Source organism: Nioella nitratireducens, assembly GCF_001879715.1.
GTDB classification, from domain to species: domain Bacteria; phylum Pseudomonadota; class Alphaproteobacteria; order Rhodobacterales; family Rhodobacteraceae; genus Nioella; species Nioella nitratireducens.
In genome coordinates this window covers 165,895-177,690 of the sequence record NZ_MNBW01000005.1, presented here as the reverse complement: position 1 = coordinate 177,690, position 11,796 = coordinate 165,895, and the positions used below count along the sequence as shown (strand labels likewise).

Annotated in this window: 14 protein-coding genes; 2 read left to right on the top strand and 12 right to left on the bottom strand. The window is 63.1% G+C overall.

The window, feature by feature from the left end; translation table 11 throughout:
- Window positions 1–4 precede the first annotated feature (4 nt).
- Window positions 5–229, bottom strand: coding sequence for a hypothetical protein (locus BKY27_RS20120; protein ID WP_071673620.1), 225 nt, complete (start codon window positions 227–229; stop codon window positions 5–7).
- A gap of 278 nt (window positions 230–507) precedes the next feature.
- On the opposite strand from BKY27_RS20120, the gene BKY27_RS06415 reads away from it, so the two are divergent.
- Both BKY27_RS06415 and BKY27_RS06410 read left to right on the top strand, forming a co-directional pair.
- Window positions 508–1,176, top strand: a complete 669-nt coding sequence (locus BKY27_RS06415) for a DUF2927 domain-containing protein (protein WP_071673619.1) — start codon at window positions 508–510, stop codon at window positions 1,174–1,176.
- 68 nt (window positions 1,177–1,244) lie between these two features.
- On the top strand, window positions 1,245–1,784 hold the full coding sequence (locus BKY27_RS06410) for an adenine phosphoribosyltransferase (RefSeq protein ID WP_071673618.1): 540 nt from the start codon (window positions 1,245–1,247) through the stop codon (window positions 1,782–1,784).
- Window positions 1,785–1,787: 3 nt separating this feature from the next.
- Here BKY27_RS06410 and BKY27_RS06405 read toward each other — a convergent pair whose 3' ends face one another.
- From BKY27_RS06405 to coxB, 11 genes are all read right to left on the bottom strand, one after another.
- Window positions 1,788–2,561: a hypothetical protein gene (locus BKY27_RS06405; RefSeq protein ID WP_146636195.1), complete on the bottom strand. Its 774-nt coding sequence runs from the start codon at window positions 2,559–2,561 to the stop codon at window positions 1,788–1,790.
- A gap of 211 nt (window positions 2,562–2,772) precedes the next feature.
- Entirely contained in the window at window positions 2,773–4,200 is a 1,428-nt protein-coding gene (locus tag BKY27_RS06400; protein ID WP_071673616.1) for an FAD-binding oxidoreductase, read from the bottom strand.
- Between the two features lie 20 nt (window positions 4,201–4,220).
- Window positions 4,221–4,805: a GNAT family N-acetyltransferase gene (locus BKY27_RS06395; RefSeq protein ID WP_071673615.1), complete on the bottom strand. Its 585-nt coding sequence runs from the start codon at window positions 4,803–4,805 to the stop codon at window positions 4,221–4,223.
- Window positions 4,805–6,067, bottom strand: coding sequence for a M16 family metallopeptidase (locus tag BKY27_RS06390; RefSeq protein ID WP_071673614.1), 1,263 nt, complete (start codon window positions 6,065–6,067; stop codon window positions 4,805–4,807). The genes BKY27_RS06395 and BKY27_RS06390 overlap by 1 nt, the downstream gene beginning before the upstream one ends.
- Window positions 6,064–7,452 carry a threonine synthase gene (gene thrC, locus BKY27_RS06385; protein ID WP_071673613.1) on the bottom strand — a complete coding sequence of 463 codons (1,389 nt, stop codon included), beginning with the start codon at window positions 7,450–7,452 and terminating at the stop codon, window positions 6,064–6,066. Before thrC ends, BKY27_RS06390 begins: the two co-directional genes overlap by 4 nt.
- A gap of 12 nt (window positions 7,453–7,464) precedes the next feature.
- Entirely contained in the window at window positions 7,465–8,142 is a 678-nt protein-coding gene (locus BKY27_RS06380) for an SURF1 family protein (RefSeq protein ID WP_071673612.1), read from the bottom strand.
- Window positions 8,143–8,291: 149 nt separating this feature from the next.
- Window positions 8,292–9,098 carry a cytochrome c oxidase subunit 3 gene (locus BKY27_RS06375; RefSeq protein WP_071673611.1) on the bottom strand — a complete coding sequence of 269 codons (807 nt, stop codon included), beginning with the start codon at window positions 9,096–9,098 and terminating at the stop codon, window positions 8,292–8,294.
- Window positions 9,099–9,118: 20 nt separating this feature from the next.
- Complete coding sequence (locus tag BKY27_RS06370; RefSeq protein WP_071673610.1) at window positions 9,119–9,697, bottom strand: cytochrome c oxidase assembly protein; 579 nt, start codon at window positions 9,695–9,697, stop codon at window positions 9,119–9,121.
- The gene (locus BKY27_RS06365; protein WP_071673609.1) at window positions 9,694–9,882 is read right to left on the bottom strand and encodes a hypothetical protein; all 189 of its coding nucleotides are present in this window, start codon (window positions 9,880–9,882) and stop codon (window positions 9,694–9,696) included. Before BKY27_RS06365 ends, BKY27_RS06370 begins: the two co-directional genes overlap by 4 nt.
- A gap of 1 nt (window position 9,883) precedes the next feature.
- Window positions 9,884–10,822 (bottom strand): heme o synthase, encoded by a 939-nt coding sequence (gene cyoE, locus BKY27_RS06360; protein WP_071673608.1) that lies wholly within the window; start codon window positions 10,820–10,822, stop codon window positions 9,884–9,886.
- 77 nt (window positions 10,823–10,899) lie between these two features.
- Window positions 10,900–11,784, bottom strand: coding sequence for a cytochrome c oxidase subunit II (coxB, locus tag BKY27_RS06355; RefSeq protein WP_071673607.1), 885 nt, complete (start codon window positions 11,782–11,784; stop codon window positions 10,900–10,902).
- Window positions 11,785–11,796 lie beyond the last annotated feature (12 nt).

The window sequence follows — 11,796 nt, the reverse complement described above, 5'->3', positions numbered from 1 at the left end:
CCGGTTATTTGTGCTTCTTGATGTATGAGCGGATAAAGTGCCGGATTTCCCGCGCCGCACTGGTGTCCATCTCTTTGCACAAGGCGACGAATTCATCGCGCTCGTCCTTGTCGAGACGCAGGATCAGCTGACTGTCCTTGGTCCCGCTTTTCTTGTTGTCCTTGGATTTCGGCACCGCCCCAACAGCCCCCACCTTGATTTTTTCATATTCATTGTATATACAAAGCATATGCAGTCGTCGCCAGTTTACCGGTGGCGTAACAATAAGGAAATGAAAAATGAATTTGCTTCAAGCCCGTCAAATCGTCTGTAGGGATCAAATGAACTGGCGCAAACCGCATCTGAACTGGCTGCCCCGGTCGCTCTACCGCTACTTCAACGAGTCCAAGAGCTGATCCGGTCCGCTCGCTCACGAATCGGCCCCGCCATCAAGACCCCGACTTGAGACTTGCGCGCCGCGCGACGTGAGACTGGACCTTGCGCCACGGCTGCGGCATTTCTGAAAGCATGTTGACCCGCTGCGCCCTGATCCTCGTTCTTGCCCTGTCCCCCGTCCTTGCCGCTGCGCAGGAATACGTGACCGTGCCACGCCGGTTGAGCGACGAGGCCTTCTATCGGTTGGTCGCCTGCGCGGCCCCGCCGGGCGGAGAATGCGCCAAGCCGCAAGTTCGCTGGCCCGAGGATCGCCGCCTGTCCCTGAGCGTCAGCATTTCCTTCATCGCCCCGAATTTCCCCGGCTACCGGTTGGATCTTGTGGATCAAGCCATCGACCGGGCGATTGCCGAGATCAACGGCTCGGGGGCCTATCTGGTGCTGGACCGCAGCTATGAAACCGATGCCGATATCCGCATCTACCTGCTCGACACGCCCTCGGGCGGGGTGATCGACGGCACCGGCAACCTCCAGCTCGATGGCGAGGAATTGGCCGCGGGCCGCGTCGCGCTGCGCACCATCCACGGCCGGATCGAAGAGGCCGCAATCGCCATTTCCCGCGACATCCGGCGGCGCGAGATCGGCAGCGTGGTTCTGGAAGAGATGGTGCAGGCGCTTGGACTGGCCACCGACATCCTGTCCCCGGCTTATCGCGATTCAATCTTTAACGAGCGCTCGAACGCGGTGGTCTGGCTGCGCGGACAGGATGCCGAGGCCCTGCGGCGTCATTACCCGCGCTTTTAAGCTGCAGGCGCGACCGGCAGGCGCTATGGTCCGGCCCCGAAGACACTTGGCACGGAAGGCCCCACACGATGCTCGATCACAAGTCGGTCGCGGACTACATCCGCACGATCCCCGATTTCCCCCACGAGGGCATCATGTTCCGCGACGTGACCACCCTGTTTCTCGACCCGCGCGGGTTCAGGTTGGCGATTGACCAGTTGCTGGCCCCCTTCGTCGGACGGCGCATCGACAAGGTGGCGGGGCTGGAGGCGCGCGGGTTCATCCTTGGCGGTGCCGTGGCGCACCAGTTGTCGGTCGGGTTCGTGCCGATCCGCAAAAAGGGCAAGCTGCCGGGTAAGACGGTCGAACAGGACTATACGCTGGAATATGGCACGGCGACGGTCGAGATTCACGACGATTGCCTGCAACCGGGCGAAACCGTTTTGCTGGTCGATGACCTGTTGGCCACTGGCGGCACCGCAGAAGCGGGGATCAAGCTGATCGAGCGGCTTGGCGCGCAAGTTGTCGGCACGGCCTTCGTCGTGGACCTGCCTGATCTGGGCGGCAGAAAGCGGCTGGAAGGCATGGGAATGGCCGTGCATGCCCTTTGCGGCTTCGAGGGCGACTGACCCTCAGAGCCGCTTGCGACGGCGCACCTCTTGCCAGATCTGCAAGAGCGACCCCTGCCCGGTGTCGATCACCTCGCCATCGAGCACCACGGAAAACAACGTGCCCGGCCAGACGGTGCGCTTTCGGGCATCCTCGGCACATGTCAGCAGGTCAAAACGCGCAGGCAGGCCCGCCGCCGTGGCCCTGTCCAGCAACCCTTGGGCGATATCGTGCTGTTCGTCGCTCTGGCCGCCGCTTTGCACCACCAGTCCCGGACCTAGCGCGGCGGTCCGCGCCTGCCAATCCTGCGGCAGAAACGGCAAAAGGGTCGGGCCGTGAAGCACCCGCATCCACAGGCCGGTTTTCCCGACGGTCCGGTCCACGCAGCAATAGCCATGATCCGAAAGTGCCCGCGCCGAAACCCCGGCCTCCGCGCGGATCGGCAACAGAACGGACGCAAAGCCAAAATAACCGGCCCACTCCTCGGCGGCCCGCAGCAGCGTTCCCAGCCCGGGCGACGGGCGCGAACCGGGGTCGATTTCCAGCCGTTCGATCACGACGGAATCGCCATTGCAGGCCAGTGGTTGCCACGACACCCGGCACGGCGCGAATTCGACGAAGCCGCGCAGCGGCGGGCGCAACATCCGCACCTGCAAGCCTTCCGAAAACCGTTCCAGCAGCCAGTCGCGGCGCGTGGCCCGCGACGGCCCGGCAAACCCCTGTTCCAAGGACAGGAATCCGGTCCGCTCAAGATTGGGGGGCGAGACGGTGATGACATTGCGCGGCCCACGAGCCATCGGGCGTTTTCCTTGCTGGTCGGCGATCTTCATGAGGCAGGATAGCGCCGGGGCCCCGGACGCACCTTGATCTGTAGCAAAGGAAAAAAGGCCGTGCCATTTACCGGACCTTAAGGTTTGCCCGCCTAGATGAGGGTGTTCGTCACTCACGGACGTTGTTGCTTGCACAACCCAAGACCCCAACGGCGCCCCGTCACCCCCCGGCGGGGCGTCACCCTTTCGGGGCCGTGGCCCGTAGCACCGCACCGGGGTTCATGATGCCCGCAGGGTCCAACGCCGCCTTGATCGCCCGCATCGCTGCCAGACCCGCCGGATCGCCATAGCGTTCCAGGTCACCGACCTTGAGCCGACCCACCCCATGTTCGGCCGAAACAGAGCCGCCTATTTCGTGCACAAGATCGTGGATACGACACTTGACCTCTTCGCGCCGGTCCAGCCAATCCGCCCGCCGGTCTCCGACAGGAGGGAAGACATTGTAGTGCAGGTTGCCGTCCCCCAAATGCCCAAAACAGTTGATCCTGACCGGTCCCAGGGACTCCAGCCGCCCCGGTGCCGTGGCAATGAATTCGGGGATGCTGCCGATCGGGACCGAGATGTCGTGGCTCGAAATCGCCCCGATCCGCTTGTTCGCCTCGGGGATAGACTCGCGTAGCGTCCAAAAATCCTGACGCTGCGCCTCGGATTGCGAGATCAGGCCATCCTGCACCAGCCCGGCCTCGGCCGCTGCCTCGAACAAGGCGGTCAATCCATCCGCCGCGCTTTGCCCCTGGGGCAGCCCCAGCTCGATCAGACACATCCAGTCGGGCTTGTCGGCAAAGGGCTGGCGCAGCTCGGGGCCCACCTCGTCGAGAAAATCCAACCCCGTCCGGGCGATCAGTTCGAAGGCCGAAAGACCGTCGCCCACCCGGCTCCGCGCCATGTCGAGCAGGAGCAGAGCATCGGACGGGGTGTCGACCACCATCAACGCCACCGCGCGATCCGCAGGTCGCGGCACCAGTTTCAAACAGGCCGCCGTGATCAGCCCCAGCGTGCCCTCGGACCCGATCAACAGATGGCGCAGGTCATATCCAAGGTTGTCCTTGCGCAAGCCCTTGAGACCGTGCAGCACCTCGCCCGACGGCATCACCGCCTCGACCCCCAGACAGAGGTCGCGCATGTTGCCGTAGCGGATCACGTTGACGCCGCCCGCATTGGTGCCCAGCAACCCCCCGATCCGGGCCGACCCTTCGGAGGCGAGGGACAACGGAAACAGCATCCCCACCTGTTCCGCCGCCGCCTGCACATCCGCCAGAATGGCCCCCGCCTCGACGGTCAGCGTGCCCGCCAGCCGGTCGACAGCGCGCAGGCGGGTCATGCGTTCAAGGCTGATGACAATCGGCGCGGGTCCATCCCAACATATCTGCCCGCCAACCAGCCCGGTGCCGCCGGCATAGGGCACCACCGCTACCCTCGCGGCGGCCGCGTGGCGCAGGATCGTCGCGGCCTCGTCCGTCGAGCCGGGGGCCAGCACAAGCGCGGCAGTGCCATGGAACAGCCCGCGTGGCTCTTCCAGATAGCGGGGGGCAGGGTCGCGGAACACCGCATCGGGCAGAACCGTCTTCAGCGCCGCGACCAGATCGTTGCTCACAGGGGTCGGCATCGGTCCTCCTTTTCGCAAGATCAGCCCGCGTCGGACCGCCCGCGCCGGTCATATCGCAGCATGGCGTAGAGCACGTGGTTTCGCCAACGACCGTTGATTTGCAGATAGCTCTGCGCGACACCTTCGTATTTGAACCCGGCCTTTTCCAGCACTCCCCGCGACGCGGCGTTTTCCGGCAGGCAGGCGGCCTCCAGTCGGCTCAGGTCCAGATCGCGAAAGGCGTAGTGCGCGATGGCCTCGATCGCTTCCAGCATGTAGCCATGGCGCTTGTGCGGCTGGCCGATCCAATACCCAAGGGTGCCCGCCTGCGCCGGGCCACGCCGGATATTGTCGAGCGTGATCGCGCCAAGCATCACGTCGTCCTCGCGCCGAACCAGGAACAGTGGCACCGCCGTGCCGTTGGTCATCGACCGCTGCGCCCAGTAGACACGATTGGTAAAGCTCTTGCGGGTCAGATGGTCGGCGGCCCAAGTCGGCTCCCACGGGTGCAGGAACTCGGCGGATTGTTCACGAAGACTGGCCCAAGCGCGATAGTCCGAATGCATTGGCAAGCGCAAGGACATGCGCTCGGTTTCGATCCGGACTCTCTTTCTGCGGGCGATCATCAGGCGGCCAGACGCTCCACCAATTCCGCCAGACCGGGGCTCTTTTCAACGGGTCCATAGAGCGCCATGGCCCCGCGTCCCGCCGAAACCAGCTTGGCCGCATGGTCGCGCACCGCCGCGCGATCGACCGCGTCGATGCGGGCGACGGTTTCTTCCAGCGGCGGCACACGGTTCCAGATCGCCACGAGGCGGGCCAGACGTTCGGCGCGGGCAGACGGGCTTTCCAGCCCCATCAGCATCCCGGCCTTGATCTGCGCGCGCGCGCGCTCGATCTCGACATCGGTCATGTCCTCGACCGAGCGGCGCACCTCGGCAATGGTCAGGTCGGCAAGCCCGGCCAGATCTTCTCCGCCGGTCCCTGCATAGATCGTCATCAAGCCAGTGTCGTCATAGGCGCCCACCTGACTGTAGATCGTGTAGCACAGGCCACGTTTTTCGCGCAGTTCCTGAAACAGGCGCGAAGACATGCCGCCGCCAAGAGCGGTGGCGTAAATCTGGGCGGTGTAAATGTCATCCGAGCGATAGCCCGGAGCCTCCAGCGCCAATGTGAAATGCGCCTGTTCAAGGGTCTTGACCTCGCGCCGCTCGCCACCGTGGAATACCCCCGGCAACGCCTTGCTGACAGGGCTTGCGGGCATGTGGCCAAAGGTTGCCTCGGCCAGTCGCACGATCTGGTCGTGATCGACCGCGCCAGCCGCCGACAGGATCATCTGCCCCGGCCCATAGTGCTCTTTCACGAAATTTCGCAGGTCCGACTCTCCGAACGACCGCACGCGTTCGGCAGGGCCCAGGATGGTGCGTCCAAGCGGCTGCTCGGGATAGGCCACTTCCTGCAACCAATCGAAGATGATGTCGTCGGGCGTATCCAGCGCCTGCCCGATCTCTTGCAGGATCACGCCGCGTTCAACCTCGATCTCGCGCGGGTCGAAGACCGGGTTCAGAAGGATATCGGAAATCAGGTCCATCGCCAGCGGCACATCGGCCTTCAGCACACGGGCATAATAGGCCGTTACTTCGCGGCTGGTATAGGCGTTGATATAGCCGCCCACATCCTCGATCTCCTCGGCGATCTGCAAGGCCGAGCGCCGCTTGGTGCCCTTGAACGCCATGTGTTCGAGGAAATGCGCGATGCCGTTTTGCTGGGGCAGTTCATGCCGCCCACCGGCGTTCACCCAGATCCCGATGGCTGCCGACTCCATCGACGGCATGTTCTCGGTCACGACGCGCAGGCCGTTGGACAGGGTATGGAGTTGGACGGTCAAGCAGCACGCTCCTTTCGGACCAACGCCTGAAGCGCGGCCAAATCGTTTTCAACGCGAGTCACCCGCTCGGGCTTGTCAAACAGGTCGGCCATGCGCGCGGGCAGGTCAGGGCGAAGGCCGCTGGCCTGCTCGACCGCGTCGGGAAATTTCGCGGGATGGGCTGTGGCGAGCGTCACCATCGGTGTCGTCCCGAGGTGATCCTGCGCCACGTGAACACCGACGGCGGAATGCGGGCACAAAAGCTCGCCCATCTCGGTGTTCGCGCGCGCAATCATCGCGAGCGTTTCCTCTTCCGAGCAGCGGCCCGAGGCAAAGATTCCGCGCAGCCGTTCCAGTGCGCCTTGGGAAATCTTGAAGCCGCCCTGTCCGCGCAATTCGTCCATCAACTGCGCCACCGCGCTGCCATCACGGTCATAGACGTCGAAAAGCGCACGTTCGAAATTCGAGGACACTTGAATATCCATCGACGGACTGATCGAAGGCGTCACGCCATGGGTTTCATAGGCGCCGCCGGACATTGCCCGGTGCAGAATGTCGTTCTGGTTGGTGGCGATCACCAGCTGTTCGATCGGCAGGCCCATCCGCTTGGCGATGTAGCCCGCGAAGATGTCGCCAAAATTGCCCGTCGGCACCGTGAAACTGACGCGGCGATGCGGCGCGCCGAGCGACACGGCGGCGGTGAAGTAATAGACCACCTGCGCCAGTACCCGCGCCCAGTTGATCGAGTTCACGCCCGCAAGACGCACCTCGTCACGGAAGGCATGGTCGTTGAACATGTCCTTCAGCCGCGCTTGGCAATCGTCGAAATCGCCGGTCAGTGCGAGGGCGTGGGCATTGGCTTCGCTCACGGTCGTCATCTGGCGGCGCTGCACATCGGAAACCCGGCCATGCGGGAAAAGGATGAACACATCGACATTGTCGAGGCCCCGAAATGCCTCCATCGCCGCCGAGCCGGTATCACCGCTGGTCGCGCCAACAATGGTCACGCGCTTGCCGGATCGGGCAAGCGACGCCTGGAACAGCTGGCCGATCAGCTGCATGGCGAAATCCTTGAAGGCCAGCGTCGGCCCGTGGAACAGTTCCAACAGGAAATGGTTGGGCGCCAGTTGCACCAGCGGCGCGCGGGCGTCGTGACCAAACCCGGCATAGGCGCGCGCGATAATGTCGGCGAATTCCGCGTCCGTGAACGCATCACCGATAAACGGACGCATCACGCGAAAGGCTGCTTCTTCATAGCTCTGCCCGGCCAAGGCGGCGATATCGCCGTGGCTCATGGTCGGGATCTCCGTCGGGACGTAAAGCCCGCCGTCGCGGGCCAGACCGGTCAGCATCGCATCTTCGAAACTCAGGTCCGGGGCGCCCCCCCGGGTCGAGACATAGCGCATATCGTCCTGCCTTCAGATCGTTCGTTTGCTGATACGCCAGAGAAGAAACAGTGTCATCCCCATCCATGCGACAGCCATCAGAAACCAAGTGACCGCATAGGACAAGTGGTCGTTGGGAATGCCGGTCGTATCCACCGGAAACGGCGTAGCCCCGAGGTCGGTCTCGGGCCGGTCACGGACCACCACAAGAACCGGCTCTGTGTCCAGCGCCGCCGCCATCGCCGGTATGTCACGGGCGAACCAGATCGCCGCCTCCAGATCCGGGTCGGGGGTGAAGCCGTCGACTTCATCAGGCCAATAGAGATTGCCCACCAAGTCAGCCGGGCCACCGGGGCGCGACGCATCGCGGGCCGCTTCCGGAACAAACCCCATGTCGATCAGGATACGCCGCCCGCCCTCGGTCTCAAAAGCACGGATGATTCGGAAGACCGGGCCTGCGTCGCGCAGCGATGCCAGAATGCGGATCTCTCCCGGCAGGATCGTGCCCGAGGTGGTGACCGGCTGATACTGGTCCCGTGTTTGATCGGGGCTATCCGGCAGCGGGATCGGATCTTCGGCAATCCGCTCTTCGATCCGGGCGAGGATGTCCTGCTTCCATTCCAGCCGATGGACCTGCCAAACCCCCAGCCACAACAGGATCGCCGTCCCGACCACACCGATCACCGCGGGCCAGATCATCCGTTTGAGCATTCAACCCTCCTTACGGAAGAGGCCGACCCCAGGGCCGGCCCTCAAGACTTTGTTAAGGATAACGCGCGCCATGGCTTTCTTCGTGGCGAAAACACTTGTGCCAGAGGCATCCGCGGCCAGCCACAAACGACCGGCCCGGATTGCAGCGCTTACTGCCCCCAGATGTAGACCGCGAAGAACAGGAAGAGCCAGACCACATCGACGAAGTGCCAGTACCATGCCGCCGCCTCGAACCCGGCGTGCTGCTCGGGCGTGAAATCGCCGCGGATCGCCCGGATCAGGCAGACGGTCAGGAAAATCGTACCGATGATCACATGCGCCCCGTGGAAACCGGTCGCCATGAAGAAGGTGCCAAAGAAACGGTCGCCGCCGAAGGTCCAGCCTTCGTGCACCAGCAGTTCGATGTATTCATAGGCCTGAAGGCCAGTGAAGCAGAGGCCGAGGAAGATACCGATGGCAAGGCCCCAGATCATGTCCTTGCGGTTGTTCTCATGCACCAGGGCGTGGTGGGCCCAAGTGACGGCGCAGCCCGACAGCAGCAGAACCAGCGTGTTCATCAGCGGCAGGTGGAACGCGTCAACCGCGTGGAACTCGGGGGTTGTGTATGTCGACCCGATATACTCGCTCATCGGGTAGAGCGCGTGTTTGAAGAACGCCCAGAACCACGCCACGAAGAACATTACTTCGGACAGGATGAACAGGATGAAGCCGTAGCGCAGGCCGATACGGACCACGGGGGTATGATCGACGCCACTGTTGCCTTCGCCCACCATGTCCTTCCACCAGCCGAACATGACGTAGAGAACGGCCACAAAGCCGATCGCAAAGAGCCACGGGCCGCTGCCGTGAATCCACATCACGGCGCCCGACAGCATCAGGAAAGCGGCCACGGCCCCGAGGAACGGGTAGATCGATGGCGGGAGAATGTGAAAGTCGTGGTTTTTAGCGTGGGCCATGTTGCGCGGTCCTTCCGTGGTCACTCACTGTCGCCGTCTAGCGCGGCGTAGTCATCTTCTGGCAAGTCCGTCTCGTAGAACGTGTAGGACAAGGTGATAGCGGGGATGTGGCTTGCCTCGGGATCGTCCATGATCTCGGGGTCCACGAAAAACGTTACGGGCATCTCGACCCGTTCACCGGGTTCCAGCACCTGCTCGGTAAAGCAGAAGCACTGGATCTTCGAGAAATAGGCCCCGGCTGTGAAGGGCGCGACATTGTAGGTTGCCGTGCCCGCGATCGTGTGGTCGGTCGGGTTGTAGGCCGTGAAGAACGCCATCCCGGTTTCCCCGATCCGCAGGCGCATCGGCTCTTCCGGCGGCTCAAACTCCCACGGCATGCTGGGGTCGGTCGAGGTGTCGAAGCGGATCAGGATCGTACGGTCGAGAATAACGTCACTGCCCGCCTCGGCCACCGACGTGGTGCCCGCAAACCCGGTCACCCGGCAGAACAGGTTATACAGTGGGACCGAGGCCCACGCCATCGCCCCCATGAAAGTGACAACCCCAAGCAGGGTCCAGACAACACGGGCGTTGTTCGGTGTCTTTGGCCGCTCTGTCATTGTGCCTCCGGTTCCGTGATCGACGGCCGAACCGCGTGATCGAATGCCTCCATCGGGTTGCCATTGCTGATCTTGGAGATGGTCAGCGCAAAGACAATCGCAACGAAGGACATCAGGGTCAGCGCGACCCCGACATTGCGTCCCAGTCGGCGTGTGTGGATTTCGTGGGTTTCGGTAATCGGCATCTTACCAGCCTCCAAGGCCATAGGCGCCTAGGCCGGCCTGAACCAGCAGCGCGCCGAAATGCAAGAAAAGATAGAGCAGCGAGAAGCGGAAGACCTTCTTTTCGGTCTTGTAGTCGTCCGCCACGGCCTGCTCTTCGCTGCGCCGCCAGATGTCGAAGCCGCCCTTGACGAAGATCACGTTCAGCACGACAGCCGCAGCCATGTAGACCGGGCCGCCGATCGCGGTCAGCCCGGTGGCGATGGCGACCGGTGCCAGCAGGATCGTGTAGGCGAAGATCATCTTGCGGGTATGCGGGCGGCCATGGGTGACGGTCAGCATCGGCACCTTGGCCTCGTCGTAATCGGACTTCATGAACAGCGCCAGTGCCCAGAAATGGGGCGGGGTCCACATGAAGACGAGGGCAAACATCAGGACCGACTCGATCGAGATTCCGCCGGTGGCCACGGCCCACCCGATCATCGGGGGGAACGCGCCTGCCGCGCCGCCGATGACGATGTTTTGCGGCGTCCAGCGCTTGAGCCACATGGTGTAGATCACGGCATAGAAGAATATGGTAAAGGCAAGGAACCCGGCCGCGAACCAATTGGCGGCCAGACCAAGCATCACCACGGAAATGCCCGACAGCCACAGGCCAAGGCTCAGCGCCTCGCCCCCGGACACGCGACCCGAGGGGATGGGACGCCCGGCGGTGCGCTTCATTACCCGGTCGATATCGGAATCGTACCACATGTTCAGCGCACCAGAGGCCCCTCCGCCAAGCGCGATGAACAAGATCGCGGTAAAGGCCTCGACCGGCGGCACGCCAGCGGGCGCAACCATCAGACCAACAAAGGCGGTGAACACGACCAGCGACATCACGCGCGGCTTCAGCAGGGCAAAATAATCGCCGAACCGGGCCTCTTGCGGGGTCGCATCGCTATTCGCGGTAAAGTCGCTCATCTGGTGTCTGGCTCGTCACGCTGGAAGGGAATGCCGCGGGCGGGGACAGGTCCGCCCACAGCTTGATTGGGTCCGTGCTACTCTTCGACGGCGGCCAGTTGGATGTCGCCGCTCTGGCCGTTCATCAGCGAGGCGAAATCGGTGCCTCCAGAGGAGAGCCACGCTTCGTACTCATCCGGGGTCACGGCCATCACGGTGATCGGCATGAAGGCGTGGTTCAGACCGCAAAGTTGCGAACACTGACCGAAATAGATGCCTTCCATGCCGGGCTCAACCTCGAACCACAGTTCGGCCAGGCGGCCCGGAACGCCATCCTGCTTCACGCCGAACGCGGGTACGGTCCATGCGTGGATCACGTCGGCGCCGGTCACCTGAACAACCACGGTCTGGCCGGTCGGAACGACCATCGCAGTGTCGGTGGCAAGGCGATATTCGTCCTGGCTGTAGCCGTATTCTTCCAACTGGTCGCGTTCCAGCATGAAGCTCATGAAGTCGATGTCTTCCTCGGGGTATTCATAGCCCCAGTACCACTGATACCCGGTGGCCTTGATGACCACGTCGCCCTCGGGAATCTCCTGCTGGTTGAACAGAACGGGCAGCGAGAAGGCACCGATAAAGACCAGAATGGCCAGCGGCACCAAGGTCCACGTGACCTCGACCGGGGTGTTGTGGCTGAAGGTCGCCGGTGTCGGGTTCGAGCGGGCATTGTAGCGCAGAACGACCCAAAGCAGCAGGGCCAGAACGAACAGCACGATGGCGGCGATGATGTAGTTGAGCATCCCGTCGAGGAAATGGATTTGCGCCGCGAGGTTGGTCGCCGCAGGCTGAAAGCCCATTTCGCCATCCGTCGGCGCGCCGATGATTTGCAGGCCCTCAGGGGCGGATTGTGCAGTTGCGGCACCCGCCGCGAGTGTTGCACCAACACCGGCCCAAAGGCCGTTCAGCTTCGAAAGAAGTCGCATGTTTTTCGTCCT